14 protein-coding genes and 1 tRNA gene are annotated in these 15,442 nt (G+C 65.1%); 13 read left to right on the top strand and 2 right to left on the bottom strand.

The genetic code is table 11. From position 1 onward, the window contains the following. Positions 1 to 563 precede the first annotated feature (563 nt). Together C5B91_RS07085 and C5B91_RS07080 are read left to right on the top strand one after the other, a co-directional pair. Complete coding sequence (locus C5B91_RS07085; protein ID WP_004041616.1) at positions 564 to 1,124, top strand: TATA-box-binding protein; 561 nt, start codon at positions 564 to 566, stop codon at positions 1,122 to 1,124. Between the two features lie 297 nt (positions 1,125 to 1,421). Then, positions 1,422 to 1,991 carry a winged helix-turn-helix domain-containing protein gene (locus C5B91_RS07080; RefSeq protein ID WP_008093735.1) on the top strand — a complete coding sequence of 190 codons (570 nt, stop codon included), beginning with the start codon at positions 1,422 to 1,424 and terminating at the stop codon, positions 1,989 to 1,991. Positions 1,992 to 2,166: 175 nt separating this feature from the next. Here the strand turns inward: C5B91_RS07080 and C5B91_RS07075 are convergent, their stop codons facing one another. Then, positions 2,167 to 3,372, bottom strand: coding sequence for a Cdc6/Cdc18 family protein (locus tag C5B91_RS07075; protein ID WP_008093732.1), 1,206 nt, complete (start codon positions 3,370 to 3,372; stop codon positions 2,167 to 2,169). Between the two features lie 1,401 nt (positions 3,373 to 4,773). Between C5B91_RS07075 and C5B91_RS07070 the strand changes: the two genes are divergently transcribed. The 3 genes from C5B91_RS07070 (at position 4,774) to C5B91_RS07060 (ending at position 7,527) form a co-directional block, all read left to right on the top strand. After that, complete coding sequence (locus C5B91_RS07070; protein WP_008093730.1) at positions 4,774 to 5,256, top strand: hypothetical protein; 483 nt, start codon at positions 4,774 to 4,776, stop codon at positions 5,254 to 5,256. 80 nt (positions 5,257 to 5,336) lie between these two features. Further along, complete coding sequence (locus C5B91_RS07065; protein ID WP_115819289.1) at positions 5,337 to 7,379, top strand: DEAD/DEAH box helicase; 2,043 nt, start codon at positions 5,337 to 5,339, stop codon at positions 7,377 to 7,379. Between the two features lie 74 nt (positions 7,380 to 7,453). Continuing rightward, positions 7,454 to 7,527, top strand: a tRNA-Tyr gene (locus C5B91_RS07060). Between the two features lie 178 nt (positions 7,528 to 7,705). Here the strand turns inward: C5B91_RS07060 and C5B91_RS07055 are convergent. Then, the gene (locus C5B91_RS07055) at positions 7,706 to 8,101 is read right to left on the bottom strand and encodes a 2Fe-2S iron-sulfur cluster-binding protein (protein ID WP_115819288.1); all 396 of its coding nucleotides are present in this window, start codon (positions 8,099 to 8,101) and stop codon (positions 7,706 to 7,708) included. Between the two features lie 169 nt (positions 8,102 to 8,270). On the opposite strand from C5B91_RS07055, the gene C5B91_RS07050 reads away from it, so the two are divergent. The 8 genes from C5B91_RS07050 to C5B91_RS07015 all read left to right on the top strand — a co-directional run bounded on the left by C5B91_RS07050 (position 8,271) and on the right by C5B91_RS07015 (position 15,432). Next, positions 8,271 to 8,549 carry a hypothetical protein gene (locus C5B91_RS07050; protein ID WP_050459183.1) on the top strand — a complete coding sequence of 93 codons (279 nt, stop codon included), beginning with the start codon at positions 8,271 to 8,273 and terminating at the stop codon, positions 8,547 to 8,549. 136 nt (positions 8,550 to 8,685) lie between these two features. Continuing rightward, positions 8,686 to 9,069 (top strand): thioesterase family protein, encoded by a 384-nt coding sequence (locus tag C5B91_RS07045; protein ID WP_008093723.1) that lies wholly within the window; start codon positions 8,686 to 8,688, stop codon positions 9,067 to 9,069. Between the two features lie 143 nt (positions 9,070 to 9,212). Continuing rightward, complete coding sequence (locus tag C5B91_RS07040) at positions 9,213 to 9,689, top strand: 6-pyruvoyl tetrahydropterin synthase family protein (RefSeq protein WP_008093721.1); 477 nt, start codon at positions 9,213 to 9,215, stop codon at positions 9,687 to 9,689. Beyond that, positions 9,689 to 10,462 (top strand): 7-carboxy-7-deazaguanine synthase QueE, encoded by a 774-nt coding sequence (locus C5B91_RS07035; RefSeq protein ID WP_049968554.1) that lies wholly within the window; start codon positions 9,689 to 9,691, stop codon positions 10,460 to 10,462. The genes C5B91_RS07040 and C5B91_RS07035 overlap by 1 nt, the downstream gene beginning before the upstream one ends. A gap of 148 nt (positions 10,463 to 10,610) precedes the next feature. Continuing rightward, entirely contained in the window at positions 10,611 to 11,345 is a 735-nt protein-coding gene (gene queC, locus C5B91_RS07030) for a 7-cyano-7-deazaguanine synthase QueC (RefSeq protein ID WP_008093718.1), read from the top strand. Between the two features lie 97 nt (positions 11,346 to 11,442). Beyond that, positions 11,443 to 12,195 carry a class I SAM-dependent methyltransferase gene (locus C5B91_RS07025; protein ID WP_008093717.1) on the top strand — a complete coding sequence of 251 codons (753 nt, stop codon included), beginning with the start codon at positions 11,443 to 11,445 and terminating at the stop codon, positions 12,193 to 12,195. A 123-nt stretch (positions 12,196 to 12,318) separates the two neighbouring features. Next, entirely contained in the window at positions 12,319 to 13,200 is an 882-nt protein-coding gene (locus tag C5B91_RS07020) for a DMT family transporter (protein WP_008093715.1), read from the top strand. Positions 13,201 to 13,338: 138 nt separating this feature from the next. Continuing rightward, positions 13,339 to 15,432 carry a response regulator gene (locus tag C5B91_RS07015; RefSeq protein WP_115819287.1) on the top strand — a complete coding sequence of 698 codons (2,094 nt, stop codon included), beginning with the start codon at positions 13,339 to 13,341 and terminating at the stop codon, positions 15,430 to 15,432. Positions 15,433 to 15,442: the final 10 nt, after the last annotated feature.

Below are 15,442 nucleotides of genomic sequence, written 5' to 3'. Positions count from 1 at the left end.
CCGAACTACTAGGGCTAACATCAGATACCGTCTTGCGGCGTACCGCAGGGGCGGAATCCTCATTTCCTTCGGACCTGAACCGAGGCGATTCGTGGGTATAAACCCTTCGAACCTCCGTGGGTTCTGGTCCGGTGAGGCAGGACGCGTTGAATCGCCCTGCAATCGCGGTGTGTCGTTCGCATTCATCCGAAATGCCTTGGACCACTTAAGGCCGTCGTATCGTGGCGGCCCCCGGGAAGGTGTGTCATCCCGGTGAGCGCCTGACGACCTTGGGGTCGGGGCGTTCGGTGGAAGCTTTCGGGGGGAGTACCCCCGTGCGCTTCTTCGCATTAATCCGAATGCCGGGGATACATTTAACCCCGTTGATTTAGTGGCTCTGTGAGAAAAATAGACACGAGGCGTGCCATAACTTCACGCGCGGTCAATTGTGACATCAATTAGACTGAGCGAGAAATCAATGTATTAGTTTCGCGTGCGTGCGAGGTGTCGATAGAATCGACCCGTTGAAGTCGGTTTATAACGGGTCGCTTTATAAGGCCGGAGGTACGATTCACGTGCGAGCAATGAGTGGGCCGGCAGACTCCATCGAGATTCAGAACGTAGTCGCATCGACCGGGATCGGTCAGGAGCTCGACCTCGAAGCCCTCGCCGACGACCTCCCCGGTGCAGATTTCAACCCGGACAACTTCCCGGGCCTCGTCTATCGCACCCAGGACCCGAAAGCCGCTGCGCTCATCTTCCGCTCGGGGAAGATCGTGTGCACGGGCGCAAAGAGTATCGACGACGTGCACGACGCACTCGGAATCATCTTCGACAAGCTCCGCGAGCTGAAGATTCCCGTCGATGACGAGCCAGAAATAACCGTCCAGAACATCGTCTCCAGCGCGGACCTCGGACACAACCTGAACCTGAACGCGCTGGCTATCGGTCTCGGCCTCGAAGACGTCGAGTACGAGCCCGAGCAGTTCCCCGGCCTCGTCTATCGGATGGACGAGCCGAAGGTCGTCATCCTGCTTTTCGGTTCCGGGAAAATCGTCATTACCGGCGGAAAGCGGACCGACGACGCGGAGACCGCGGTCGAAGAGATCGTCGAGCGCATCGACGCACTCGGACTGCTCGGATAGACGCTCCCGAACTATCGATTTTTCGCCGCGTACGGACCTGAACACCCGCAAGTGTAAAATACAGAACAGTCCAACGGATGGCACATGAGTGCGCGGGAGGACGTTGCGTTCCTCGTCGGGTCGCAAAGCAGGGAGGCTATTCTCCAAGCGCTGGCAGTCGAGCCGCGTCGACCAACTGACCTCGCAGACAGCTGTGACTGTGCGAGGGAGACGGCACAGCGGACACTCGCAGGGTTTTGTGACCGCGGGTGGGTCAAAAAGACCGATGGGTTCTATCATCTCACCGCGGGTGGCGTAATGGTCCACGACCAGTACGCGGAGTTCATCGGTACGGTCGAGTGCGCCGATCGGATGAGCGAGTTCCTGGCGAACGCCGCGGAAATATGTGAGGGCGCACCGTCCGGCGTCCTCAGCCAGATGAACATCACCACCGCTGCCGACAACGACCCTCACGCACCGCTCAACAGATACCTGACCATCGTCGGAAACGAGCCGGTCGACCGCTTCCGCGGTGTCACGCCCATCGTGAGTCGGGTGTTCAACGAGTCGGCTAAAGACGTATTGGGCCCGGACACGCGGATGGAGCTCGTCGTCGACCGCGACGTCCTCGAACGGTCGATGGACGCCTACCCCGAGTCATTCGAGCGCGCACAGGACCTCGACCAGTTCGAACTCCGGGTCACCGACGAGGACCTCGACTTCGGCCTCCTACTGGTCGACGGCCACGGGGCCGTCTCCGCCTACGACAAACACGGTAACCTGACGGCCCTCGTCGACGGTGACGCCCCGGAGGTCGTCTCGTGGGTCGAGAGCCTGTACGAATCCGTCTGTTCGACATCAGTCCCGCTCGAACAACTCGAATCGTGACTCGCCCTCGACAACCGATGGTGTGACCGATCCGGTCACACGTGATAATTCCAATCACATGCCACTGCAATAAAATATAAGAGGTCGCTCGACAGAGGTGTACTTGCAGCGGTGCAGCGTCCCCCACTAGGCGATTCGGCCCTTACGTGCTTTCGGTCGGTCCCCTGATTCCCCGTCAGGTGTCCGTGTTCTCGATGAGAACGTCTTTGACTACGTCCGGATCTTCGAGCAGTTGGTGTTTAGTGTAGCTCCCTTCCGCACTTCCGCCGCTGTGTTTCGACTGTTCGATGATATCGAGAAAGGCGTGTTCTTTCAGCAGGTCGCGGACCCGCCGAAGCGACAGGCTATCAGAACCCTGCTGCCGACAGATGTTCTCGTAAACCTCGTAGACGCGACTCGTCCGGAAGCCGTCCTGCTGTTGGTTCGAAAGCGAGAGGATCGCCAGCGCTTGTAACACGTAGCGAGAGTGCGGCGTCGACCCGCGAATCAACTCGCGGAAGCGGTCGGTCTCCGCGCGCTGTCGCGCCTGCGTGACGAAGTTCTCTCTGACCGTGCTCGCCCCCATAGATTGGGCAATCTCACCCGCGTATCGCAGGATGTCGATAGCCTTCCGCGCGTCCCCGTGCTCGCGGGCGGCGAGCGCCGCGGCCCGTGGAATCGTCGACGGGTCCAACACACCGTCACGGAACGCGTCGCTCCGCGCGTCCATGATGTCGCGAAGTTGGTTCGCATCGTACGGCGGGAAGACGAATTCGCGCTCGCAGAGGCTGGATTTCACCCGCTCGTCCATCCGGTCTTTGTACTGAATCTTGTTGCTGATTCCGATGACGCCGAGCTTACAGCCGGCGATTTTGCCGGCCTCTCCCGCTCGCGAGAGCTGCATGAGGATGTCGTCGTCGCTCAGTTTGTCGATTTCGTCGAGGATGATGAGGACGACGTCGTACAGCGAATCGAGGATACGCCACAGTCGTTTGTAGTACGTCGACGTCGAGAGTCCCTTGTCGGGGACTTTGATTCCGGTAATCGCGGTGTCGTTGACGCTATCGGCGATAGTCTGGACGGCCTGCGTCTCGGTCGTGTCCTGCGCGCAATCAACATAGGCGAACGTCGCTTTCACTCCCTCTTCTTCAGCCGTCTCGACGAGTCGCTGGGAGACGTACTTCGCACAGAGCGATTTCCCCGTCCCCGTCTTCCCGTAGATAAGGACGTTGCTCGGGCTCTGTCCGAAGATGGCGGGGTTCACCGCGGTCGCGAGATCCGAGATCTCGTCGTCGCGACCGACGATGCGACCCTCCCCCGGGAGGTGGTTTATCTCCAACAACTCCTTGTTGGCGAAGATGGGGTCCTCCCGGGTGAAGAGGTCGTCGCTGGCGTTAGGCATGTTCGCAACACACCACGTTTCCGGTGAAAGGACTTACCATTCGACGCAGCACACACACACCACGTTTCCGGTGAACGACCACGAACCCCGGTTTCCCGTCCACACGAAACGGAGGTATTGATTCACCGGAAACACGGTGTGAGGGAGTCTACCTGACCCAGTGAGGGTCGAGGAATCTCGGCTCGTCTCTCGTCCAGTAACGAGGACGAAAACGAAGACGAGGTCCGAGAGTCCGACAATACCGGTGGTAGCCACGCTGAACGTGCTCGTTGTCGTCGTAACAGAACTCAATGAACGTCGCCCGCGGTAACCGTCGATACGACCAGTAGCACAGGATCTCAGAGACCCGCGAGCACCGATAGGAGCGGTTAGAACACCGAGAACACGCGCCTCGAGACGTATCGTTCGGGTCGACCAATACTCGAGGATCGAGTATATTCTTGTTCGCGAGTGTATCAATGGTCGGTAACACAAATAAACTATTTAATTGTTGTTATACGTGGGCTCCAGTGCCACCGACCCAGAGAAAGTGGTCAGTTGACCGTCGGTAGTTGACACAGCCCACTCGCTCACCGGAAATGTAGTGTCTCACACCGTTCCGGGGGTTCGAGTTGATATAGATAGTAGCGCGCCTCTCACGTCGTATTTCACCGGAAACGTGGTGTGTTGGTAATAAGTGGACCGATTCAGTTCAGGCCGAAAACTACGGAGAAGGCACGGGCGTCAACGGCCGCTGTTCGGCGCGTTCCCCACCGAGAGACGCTCGGGCCAGTTCATCGGAAACGTGGTGTGCGCGTGACTCCGTTCTCGTAGCTCGCCGGCGAGCCGACACCGATCCCGACGTGATTACTGCCTCCCCCCACCGTGTCGTATTTCACCGGAAACGTGGTGTCTGTCAGCGCTGCTACGTTCTCCGCTCGGTCGGTTGGCAGCGGCTGACTCGGGAATCGGCTGACTCCGAAGCGGGACCACCGCTGCAACGGCTGCCGATACCCCGTTCAGTCGACGCGACGTTCAGCCGTCGGTCTCGACCGGCGGTCCCAACACTCGCAGTTCGAGATATCCTCGCCGTCGGGGTCGGATTTCGGCCTCGTATATTTCGACCAATTCACCGGAAACGTGGTGTCTCTGACCGTCTCACGCGGAGTTGCGATTCACCGGAAGCGAGGTGTGGTACTTCCCGCGGGAACGGGTCGGTGACTGACCGGTGCCGACCGACTGCCGTCGCCGACTTTTGTCGAGGTCTGCAACTCGAGTCTCGTCCTCCCGTTCACCGGAAACGAGGTGTGCATGCGACTCACGCGCACCCCGGTTCGCCCACGCTCGGAACGTTCTCCCGCGACGGACTGTGTCGATAGCGTGGCGTCAATGCAATTACCCAGGGGAACGAACCGATACCGTATGCGTGCGCTCAGTCGCGTGTGGGTGCGCCTCAGCGAAGCCGTGTCGGGCCGAAGGGACGACCGAGAGTGGTCCCTCGAGCGATCCCGTTCGACGGAGACGCGGTGGTCTCGTTCGGGAGAACGAGTCGACTGCTTCCGGTTCGACGACGGTTACGTGACCACCGTCCACTACGAAGACCGCGGGGTCACGTGGCAGTTGACCCCCGGACAGGTCCCGCTCGCGAGCGCGCTCGCGATGGCGAAACTGTACCTCGAACACGAACTGACTCCGCAGACCGACCCCGAGGGACGGCCGTTCGTCGGCCTCACCGAACGCGGTCCGGTTCAGGTGTTCGAGGAAATTCCGCCCGAACCGGTCGAATACGTCTACCTCGACGGCGTCCGGACGCTCGAGGAGTTCCCGGAGTTCCTGACCGTCAGCGACGACTTCAGGTCCGTGTTCGACCGGATGGCTCCGGCGCAGTCGAGTACGTCCCGATAGGCGAACCGCCTCGTTCTCGATAGTGCGAGTCGCTCTCGGTGTCGCAAGCCGTTTCCCCGTCGCGGCCGTACCCGCCTTCGATGACTGCCGAGGACGAGGACCCGAGTCCTCCCGACGGAGACGCCGAGGCCGACGAGGCCGACGCCTCCGCAGACGTGCTCGACCGACTGGCAGACGCGACCGACGCGTCGCCAACCGCCGCCGAGGTGACGAGCGAGGGCGACGACGGCGTCTCGCTCGCGTCGTTCTACGAGGCGCTCGAATCAGAGGGCCGACCCGTCGTGACCGCCCAGCAGGTCGCGCGGCGTCTCGGCGTCTCGCAGGCGGACGCGATGGACGGACTCGACGCTCTCGCGGATGCCGGTCGGGTCCAGCGGGTGAACGTCGAGACCGACCCGACCGTCTGGTATCCGACCGAGTGGGGCGAACTCGCCTCGCGGGAGCGGGTCGTCCTCTTCCCGAAGCGCCGCGAAATCGTCGTCGACAACCCGACCCAGTACACGCGGGCGCGACTCTCCCAGTTCGCGCACCTCGTCGATACCACCGGCGACCGCGAGGGAAGAGGCCGAGGCTACCTCTATCGAATCCGGCAGGAAGACGTGTGGCAAGCGCCCTTCGACGATGTCGACTCGCTCCTCTCGATGCTCCGGTCGGTCCTCCCCGAGCGGTCGCCGCACCTCGAAGCGTGGGTCGAAGACCAGTGGAAGCGCGCCCACCAGTTCCGCCTCTACTCCCACGAGGAGGGGTACACCGTCCTCGAAGCGGCCACGGAGAGCCTCATGGGAAACGTCGCGCTCCAGAAACTCGACGACGACCACGTCTACGCGCCCATCTCGGACACGGAGGCGTGGGTCAGAGACGAGGAAATCGCGGCGATAAAGCGCATCCTCTACGACGCGGGGTACCCCGTCGAGGACGACCGCGACCTCGAAGAGGGCGAGGAACTCGACGTCTCGCTTCACGTCGACCTCCGCGACTACCAGCGAGACTGGGTCGACCGCTTCGTCGACCAGCGCGCGGGCGTCCTCGTCGGCCCGCCCGGTGCGGGGAAGACCATCGCCGGTATCGGCGCGCTCGCCGCGGTCGGCGGCGAGACGCTCGTTCTCGTCCCGAGCCGCGAACTCGCCCGCCAGTGGCGCGAGGAACTCCTCTCGACGACCGACCTCGACGCCGACCAAATCGGCGAGTACCACGGCGGTGCGAAGGAGATTCGACCCGTCACCATCGCGACCTACCAGACCGCCGGGATGGACCGCCACCGGTCGCTTTTCGACTCGCGTCGCTGGGGGCTCATCATCTACGACGAGGCCCACCACATCCCGAGTCGCGTCTTCCAGCGGAGCGCCGACCTCCAGTCTAAACACCGCCTCGGGCTGTCGGCGACGCCCATCCGCGAGGACGACAAGGAGGCCGAGATTTTCACGCTCATCGGTCCGCCTATCGGGACCGACTGGGGGAAGCTCTTCGACGCCGGCTACGTTCAGGAGCCGGAAGTTGAGATTCGCTACGTGGGCTGGGGCGACGATATGGCCAGAAACGAGTGGGCCTCCAGCGACGGCCGCGAGCGGCACATGCTCGCCGCGATGAACCCCGGAAAGATATTCGAGATTCGTCGGCTCCGCGCCCGCCACGCCGACTCGAAGACGCTCGTCTTCGTCGACTATCTCGACCAGGGCGAGGCGATTTCCGAGGCGCTCGACGTACCCTTCGTCAGCGGTGAGACCCGTCACCACCGCCGCGAGGCGTACTTCGAGGCGTTCCGCGACGGTGACCTCGACACGCTCGTCATCTCCCGCATCGGCGACGAGGGTATCGACCTCCCGAACGCCGGGCTCGCAATCGTCGCCTCCGGCCTCGGAGGCTCTCGTCGGCAAGGCTCCCAGCGCGCCGGTCGAACCATGCGTCCGACGGGGAGCGCACTCGTCTACGTGCTCGCCACCCGCGGGACCAGCGAGGAGGACTTCGCCCAGCGACAGATGCAACACCTCGCCGGAAAGGGGATTCGCGTCCGCGAGACGAGTTCTGACGACCTCGACACCGAGGCGAGTGACGGTGACCCCGACTCAGATGGCGAGCACTCAGCGTCTGCGGACGGTTCCGAGTCGACGATGCCCGACGAGTAACCGCACCGTCGTCGGGCGCTTGGCCGCCCGGAATGAGAATTCTTAAGTCTAACCGTAGATTGAGATTCTCTTGACCGCTCTTAGCTCAGCCTGGCAGAGCAGCCGACTGTAGATCGGCTTGTCCCCCGTTCAAATCGGGGAGAGCGGACTGAACTTCAACACCCGCGAGCGCAGCGAGCCGTGTTGCATGTGAAAGACTCCTCGACTCGATTTGAGCAGCGAGCAACGCGGAGCGTTGCGAGTGAGTTCAAATCGGGGAGGGCGGACCGTCTTCTCTCGTACTGGTCGGTTCACCTCCTCACTCTCGCCCACCCGACACCAGCCACCTATTCCCGCCCACCCCACACCGTCTTCTCGACCAGCTCGACGGTCATCGGCTCGTCGACGCGAATCTGACAGGAGAGCCGCGGGTAGCCGAACCGCGCCGCGAGGTCGTCGTGCCAGTGGTCGGCCGTCGGTTCGCTCGAACGAATCCGGACGCCGCACGTGGCACAGAGGCCGCGCCCGCCGCAGTTCGCCCGCTTCGTGAGCCGTGTGTACGGCGAGAGACCGGCGTCGAGAAGCGCATCGCGGAGGACGGTCCCGCGTTCGACGCTGACCTCGGTGACACGGCCGCCGTCGGTGTCGCTGTCCCGTTCGTCGTCGGGGTCGCCACCGCGGACGCGGACCGTGACGGCCGAGTCAGCCGGGTCGCGTTCGGGGTGAGACTCACGGTCGCTCATCTGTCGGTCGTTAGGCCCGACTCGACATGGGTGTACTCCTCTGGTTGGCTCCTCGCCCAGTGGACTCACTGACGCCTCTCCGGTGGGTTCCAGCCGTCTATGTAGAGTCCATATCCGAAGATATCAGTATTATAACGGCTTATGCCGGGCGGATTCGTAGGTGAGCGTGATGGTGACCCTCGCGTCCGCGCCGGTGTTGGTGAACGTCCGCGTCGAGATGAACGACCACGAGACGATGACGGTCGAACTGCACGAGACGAACGAAACGCGCCACCTCGTGGCCTACGAGTCAGAGCGCATCCGCGACACCCTGGCGTCCCTCTCCGAAGGCGCTCGCGTTCCGGTCGAGATGGTCCGCGCCGGCTCGCGCTCGAACGTCTGGAAGGCCGTCGCACTCCACGGTCGGCAGTCCGCTCCGGCGGACCAGTCGGCTCGGACGGCGAACTGAGGCGTCTGCGGTCCCGTCTCCTTCCCCTCACTCGCCCCGCTGTCTTCTCACTCGTCTTCTCGTCCGCCTCTCGTTCACCGGGTCCACCGGAGACAAACCGTCGGTGCTATACTTCTCGCCTGTGTCGCGCACCGCAATGAGCTTCGTCGCCGAGGTGGAAGTCCGGTTCCGCGACCACGACTCGTTCGGACACGTGAACAACGCCGTCTACGCGACCTACTGCGAGCAGGCCCGGGTCCGCTTCTTCGAGGAAGTGATGGACACGCCGCTTTCCGACCCACACATCGTCGTCGCACACCTCGAACTCGACTATCGCGCCCCCATCGAGGGCGTCGGTACCGTCGAGGTGGAGGTTGAAGCCGGCGAGCCCGGCGGCAAGAGCTTCCCCATCTACTACACGCTCTCCTACGAGGGCGAGGTCGTCGCCACCGGGGAGACGGTCCAGGTCGCCATGGACGGTGAGGGCCGCCCGACCCGCGTCCCCGACCAGTGGCGCGAGGCAATCGCGAACCAACCGTAGCTCGGTCCACTCGTCTCGTCGTCGGCGGTCATCTACCGCCGGGATGGTTCCTTTTTCCGGGCGGTCCGCGGCTCGTGAGTCGCTGAATTCGACCCACAGTGCCGAGACAGGAGAATTAAATACTCTCGTGATAATCCTCGAGTATGCCTCGGGGAACACTAGAGCACGCACGGTCGGCGGAAGCCGACGACGAGACCCCGCTGTCCCGAGCAGGCGAGCGCGTCCTCCACATCGGTCGCGACCGGCCCATCCGCATCAGCGCCGGCCACCGCCTCCTCCACCACGACGGCAAGTGTAGCCGCCCGCACGGGCACAACTACGAGATTTCGGTTCGCGTCGTCGGCGACCTCACGGACGAGGGCTGGGTCGTCGACAAGGGCGTCGTGACCGACGTCATCGACGAGTGGGACCACCGCTTCCTCGTCGAGTCGGGCGACCCGCTGGTCGAGGCGTTCGAGCGCTCCGGCGACGCCGACGGGACGGTCGTCCTCGACGCGCCGCCGACGGCCGAGGTGATGGCCGTCGTGCTCGAAGAGAAGCTCCTGTCGGCGCTTCCCGACACCGTCTCCGAGGTTTCGGTCTCGGTCAGCGAAACCTCGGAACTCTGCGCAGGCTTCTGATGCCCGTCTCCGATACCGTCGCCCGCGACGACACCGACGCCGAGGGCGACCGCCTCCCGATAAACGAGCTGTTCGCGTCGCTTCAGGGCGAAGGCAAACTCGCCGGCGTTCCGAGCACGTTCGTCCGCACCAGCGGCTGTAACCTTCGCTGTTGGTTCTGCGACTCGTTTCACACCTCGTGGGAGCCGACTCACGCGTGGATGACCCTCGACGAAATCGTCGCCGAGGTCGAGTCGCGCTCTCCCGATCACGTGGTCGTCACCGGCGGCGAACCGCTCGTCCACGCCGAGACCGACGCGCTCCTGTCGGCGCTCGCCGACGACTACCACCTGACCGTCGAGACGAACGGGACGCTCGAAACCGACGCGCCGGTTGACCTCGCGAGCATCAGCCCGAAACTCGCGTCGTCGACGCCGACGCCCGACAATGCCCCGGCCGACGTAGACCCCGGCGTCTGGACCGAGCGACACGAGAACGCCCGCGTCGACCTCGACGCGCTCGCCTCGCTGGTCGAACACGCCGCGGACTTCCAACTGAAGTTCGTCGTCACCGGCCGCGACGACATCGACGAAATCGAGTCGCTCGTCGCCGACGTGCGCGGCGTCGCGGCCCGCGAAATCCGCGACAGCGACGTGTTGCTCATGCCCGAGGGACAGACCCGCGAGCAACTCGTCCGAACCCGGACCGAGGTCGCCGACCTCGCCGCGGCGTTCGGCTACCGCTACACGCCGAGACTCCACGTCGACCTCTGGAACGACGCGCCCGAGACCTGAGTACCTCCGAAAACACTCTGAACGCACTCCGAACGAACCCCGAAAACACTCTGAACGCACTCCGAACGAACCCCGAATACACTCTGAACGCACTCCGAACGAACCCCGAATACACTCCGAACGCACCCCGAACCATTCCACGACAACGATGACTACCGAGACCGATACCGGCACCACGTCCGACGAAAAGCGCGCCGTCGTCCTCCTCTCCGGCGGCATGGACAGCGCGACGACCGCCTACGAGGCCAAGGAACGCGGCTACGAACTCTACGCGCTCCACACCTCCTACGGCCAGAAGACCGAGTCGAAGGAGTTCGACTGCGCCCGCGCGCTCGCCGACGAACTCGACGCCCGCGACTTCCTCCACATCGAGACGAGCCACCTGAAGCAAATCGGCGCGTCGTCGCTCACGGACGACTCGATGGCCGTCGCCGACGCCGACATGGACGCCGACGAGATTCCGACCTCGTACGTCCCCTTCCGCAACGCCAACCTCCTGTCGATGGCCGTCTCGTACGCCGAGGCGAACGACTGCGACGCCGTCTTCGTCGGCGCGCACTCCGAGGACTACTCGGGCTACCCCGACTGCCGCCCCGAGTTCTTCGACGCCTTCGAGGCCATGGTCGATGTCGGCACGAAGCCCGCCACGACTATCTCGCTGGAGGTCCCGTTCGTCCACGACTCGAAGACCGACATCGCCCGCCGCGGCCTCGAACTCGGCGTCCCCTTCGAGCACACGTGGTCCTGCTACCGCGCCGAGGAACCGGCCTGCGGCACCTGCGACTCCTGTGCGTTCCGCCTGCAGGCGTTCCAGAACCTCGGCGAGCGCGACCCGATTCCGTACGCCGAGCGCCCGGAGTACGTGGACGCGGACGCGGCGTAGCGTCGCCCCCGTGCGCCGACGACGGGGATAGACTCCGCCCGCCGTTCTACCTGTCTCCTCGCTCCCCTTTTTCACCGACCTGCGCGAATCTCGGGTCATGAGCGACGAGAAACGCCGAACCGCCGCCCAGTTCGGGAGCGCCGCCGAGTCGTACTTCGACAGCGAGGTCCACCGTCTCGGCGAGGACCGGGAGACGCTCGCGTCGTGGTGCCGCGGCGCGACCCGCGCGCTCGACGTGGCGACCGGGGCCGGCCACACCGCGGGCGCGATAGCCGAGGCGGGCGTTCCCTCGGTCGTCGCGGCCGACGCCGCCCCGGAGATGGTCGCCACCGCGGTCCGCGAATACCCCGTCACGGGCGTCGTCGCCGACGCGGAGCGCCTTCCCTTCGCGGACGATTCTTTCGACGCGGCCGCCTGCCGAATCGCCGCGCACCACTTCCCCGACCCCGAGTCGTTCGTCGCGGAAGTCGCTCGCGTCCTCGAACCCGGCGGCGTCCTCGCCTTCGAGGACAACGTCGCGCCCGAGGACGCGACTCTCGCCGAGTTCCTCAACGGCGTCGAGGTGCTCCGCGACCCGACCCACGTCGAACTCCACCCGGTTTCGCGGTGGCGCGAGTGGTTCGAGGCCGCGGGCCTGTCGGTCGAAGCGGTCGAGACCGCAGCGATACGCCTCGAATTCGACCCGTGGACCGAGCGGACGAACGTCTCGCCCGACGACCGGGCCGAACTCGAACGGCGCTTCCGCGAGGCGCCCGACGAGGCGAAAGCGCTGTTCGACGTGGTGTTCGACGGCGACGAGGTCGTCTCGTTCGCCAACCCGAAGGCGCTGATTCGAGCACGGAAGGAGTAGCTCTGTCGGGGAAACCCACGACCCGACCCGACCCGACCCCGCTTCCCGCCCCCGCTCCACCCCGGCCGACTGCGACTCACCGAGACCCACAAACGGTAAGCGGACCCCCCGCGACGTGGGGGTGTGTCAACGCCCGACTTCGACGCTCCCATCTCGCCGCTCGCGGGGCTCGGCATCGCCGTCCTCGCGGTCAGCACGAGCGCCATCCTCGTGCGCTGGAGCGCCGCGCCGAGCCTGATAAAGGCCTTTTATCGGGTCCTGTTCACCGTCGCTCTTCTCGCGCCGGTCGCGCTCGTCCGCCACCGCGACGCGCTGGCGACCATCTCGGGACGCGACCTCCTCGCGGCCGGTGGCGCGGGCGTCGCGCTCGCGGCCCACTTCGCGTCGTGGTTCGAGAGCCTCAACCACACGACGGTCGCCGCGAGCGTCACGCTCGTGCAGTCCCAACCGCTGTTCGTCGCTGTCGGCGCGTGGGCCGTCCTCGACGAGCGCGTGAGCCGCCGCACCGCTGTCGGCATCGGCGTCGCGCTCGCGGGCATGGTGCTCATGTCCGTCTCCGACTTCCTCACCGCCAGCGGCGCGCCGCGCCCGCTTCTCGGAAACGGGCTCGCGGTCGTGGGTGCCGTGACGGCCGCCGCCTACGTCCTCACGGGCCGGAGCGTCCGAAGCAGGGTCTCGCTCGTCCCCTACGTGGTCGTCGTCTACACGGTCTGTGCCGCCGCGCTCCTCGTCGTCGCGGTCGGCCGCGGCGACTCGCTTACCGGCTATCCGGCCCGCGAGTGGCTCCTGTTTCTCGGGATGGCGGTCGGCCCGGGTATCTTCGGCCACACCGTCATCAACTGGGCGCTCGCCCATCTCGAATCGAGCGTCGTCTCCGTTTCTCTGCTCGGCGAGCCCGTCGGCAGTACGATTCTCGCGCTCTTTCTCCTCGGTGAGATTCCCACGCTCCCGACCGTCCTCGGCGGGGCGATCGTCCTCGGCGGTATCTACGTCAGCGCGTCCTGACCTGTCCCGCCACGAGAGGGCTGTCCAGCCTCCGAATGGGAGTCCGCCGAAGCGCCTGTTCACTCCAGCCTCCGTGTTGGTTATCGACGCTGATAACCGCGTCACAACGCTCATTACGGTGAGCGGTCGCTACTCCGTATGGACGACGGGTCGGGGGCAGACGTACGTGTCCTCCACGTCGACGACGAACCCAGTCTGACGGACCTCGTGTCGATTTACCTCGAACGCGAGGCCGGCGACGTCGACCTGTCGGTCTCGACGTCGAACTCGGGGGCGGACGCCCTCGAACGACTCCGACAGGAACAGGTCGATTGCGTCGTGTCGGACTACGACATGCCCGATATCGACGGACTGGAGTTCCTCCGCGCGGTCCGTTCCGAACACCCCGACCTCCCTTTCATTCTCTTTACCGGCAAAGGCTCCGAGGAGGTCGCCCGCGACGCCTTCCGCGTCGGCGCGACCGACTACATGCAGAAAGACACCGGCACGGACCAGTACACGGTCCTCGCCAACCGGGTCGTCAACGCCGTCTCGCAGTACCGCGCGAAGGCGGCCTCCGAGCGGTACGGCACCGCCATCGAGGTGCTCGACAGCGGCGTCTACTCGCTCGATTCGTCCGGTCGCTTCACCTCCGCCGACGGCGTCTTCTGCGAGCTCACCGGCTACGACCGGGAAGCAATTATCGGCCGCGAGTTCGCCGACCTCGCCGCCGAGTCCGACGACGAGATTCGCGCCGCTTTCGAGCGAGTCGTCGCCCCTGACGCCCCCGACACGGAACGCTTCGAGACGGTGCTCTCGCCCGGTTCCGCGTATCCGCACGACGACGACCTCCTGTGCGAGGGACACCTCGCGCTCCGTCCCACCGAGGACGACGAGCCCGCGGTCATCGGAACGCTACAGGACGTGACCGAGCGCCGCCGCCGGCGGAACCGCCTGCGCTACGAGACGCGCCTGAAAGACGCCGTCTTGGACACGTCAACCTCGCTGATGAGCGCCGAGACCGACGAAATCGGGACGAAAATCGAGTGGACGCTCCAGTCCGTCGGCGAGGTGGCCGACCTCGACCGCTGCTCGGTCTACCTCTACGACGACGAGACGAACGTCGCCGCGCTGATGCACGACTGGCGCGGCGGCGACCCGCGCGAGCATCCCGCGCGCGTCGCCCTCGAAGACGCTCGCTGGCTGGTCGAACGGCTCTATCGCTTCGAAAACGTCCGGCTCCACCGAGTCTCTGACCTCCCGCCCGAGGCGTCGGACACGAAGCGCGTGCTCACCGACGCCGAGACCGGCGGCTTCGTCGCCGTCCCGATGGTCTCGAAGTGGGCGCTCGTCGGCTTCGTCGTCTTCGACGTGGTCGAGACGAGTCGCTCGTGGACCGACACCGAGGTCGACCTCCTGCGCTCGGTCGCCAACAACGTCACGCACACGCTGGCACGCCAGCGACGCGAGCGCGAACTCCAGCGGCAGAACGACCGTCTCGAGGAGTTCGCATCGGTCGTCTCCCACGACCTCCGAAACCCTCTCAACGTCGCCAAGGGGTTCGTCGAACTCGCCCGCGAGGAGGACGACGTGACCTACCTCGACCGCGCGCTCGACGGCGTCACCCGGATGGACACGCTCCTCAACGACGTGCTCAAACTGGCCAGACAGGGCCGAAAGGTCGGGGAGACGCGCTCGGTCGCCATCGGGAACGTCGCCGAGCGGGCGTGGAAGGCGGTCGACACCGGCGACGACGCGGTCCTCGTCGTCGAAGACGGCCTCGGGAACACGCAGGCCGACCAAGGCCGGTTCCAACAGGCGTTCGAGAACCTGTTTCGGAACGCCGTCGAGCATGGCTCGACGGGCAACCAGACTACGTCTGGTGACGCTGTGGAACACGGTTCCACAGGCCGCCGGGATGCTCCCGGCGACGCCTCCGCAGACGGGGCGTCGAAGGACGCGACCGACGAACTGACCGTCCGCGTCGGCCCCACCGAGACCGGTTTCTACGTCGCCGACGACGGCCCCGGCATCCCGACCGACGAGCGCGACACCGTCTTCGAACACGGCCACACGACCTCCGAGTCCGGGACGGGTTTCGGGCTCTCTATCGTCGAGAGCATCGTCGAGGCCCACGGCTGGGACATCGAGGCCACCGCGCCCGAACCCGACCTCGGCGGCGCGCGATTCGAGTTCGACATCGGCGGCGTCCGCTCCGAGGTCGAACCGCGCTTCTCGCTCAGCGACGACTGAACCGTCGGCG

Origin of the sequence: Haloferax sp. Atlit-10N, from assembly GCF_003586325.1 — an archaeon.
GTDB lineage: Archaea > Halobacteriota > Halobacteria > Halobacteriales > Haloferacaceae > Haloferax > Haloferax prahovense.
Note: the sequence above shows the minus strand (reverse complement) of the source record. Positions and strands in the feature narration are given on the sequence as shown.

Coding starts and splice junctions, on each gene's coding strand:
- C5B91_RS07040 (WP_008093721.1), top strand. CDS start 9,213: ATGCCTCGGGGAACACTAGAGCACGCACGGTCGGCGGAAGCCGACGAC.
- C5B91_RS07035 (WP_049968554.1), top strand. CDS start 9,689: ATGCCCGTCTCCGATACCGTCGCCCGCGACGACACCGACGCCGAGGGC.
- C5B91_RS07025 (WP_008093717.1), top strand. CDS start 11,443: ATGAGCGACGAGAAACGCCGAACCGCCGCCCAGTTCGGGAGCGCCGCC.
- C5B91_RS07050 (WP_050459183.1), top strand. CDS start 8,271: ATGGTGACCCTCGCGTCCGCGCCGGTGTTGGTGAACGTCCGCGTCGAG.
- queC (WP_008093718.1), top strand. CDS start 10,611: ATGACTACCGAGACCGATACCGGCACCACGTCCGACGAAAAGCGCGCC.
- C5B91_RS07055 (WP_115819288.1), bottom strand. CDS start 8,101: ATGAGCGACCGTGAGTCTCACCCCGAACGCGACCCGGCTGACTCGGCC.
- C5B91_RS07070 (WP_008093730.1), top strand. CDS start 4,774: ATGCGTGCGCTCAGTCGCGTGTGGGTGCGCCTCAGCGAAGCCGTGTCG.
- C5B91_RS07015 (WP_115819287.1), top strand. CDS start 13,339: ATGGACGACGGGTCGGGGGCAGACGTACGTGTCCTCCACGTCGACGAC.
- C5B91_RS07075 (WP_008093732.1), bottom strand. CDS start 3,372: ATGCCTAACGCCAGCGACGACCTCTTCACCCGGGAGGACCCCATCTTC.
- C5B91_RS07080 (WP_008093735.1), top strand. CDS start 1,422: ATGGTCCACGACCAGTACGCGGAGTTCATCGGTACGGTCGAGTGCGCC.
- C5B91_RS07085 (WP_004041616.1), top strand. CDS start 564: ATGAGTGGGCCGGCAGACTCCATCGAGATTCAGAACGTAGTCGCATCG.
- C5B91_RS07045 (WP_008093723.1), top strand. CDS start 8,686: ATGAGCTTCGTCGCCGAGGTGGAAGTCCGGTTCCGCGACCACGACTCG.
- C5B91_RS07065 (WP_115819289.1), top strand. CDS start 5,337: ATGACTGCCGAGGACGAGGACCCGAGTCCTCCCGACGGAGACGCCGAG.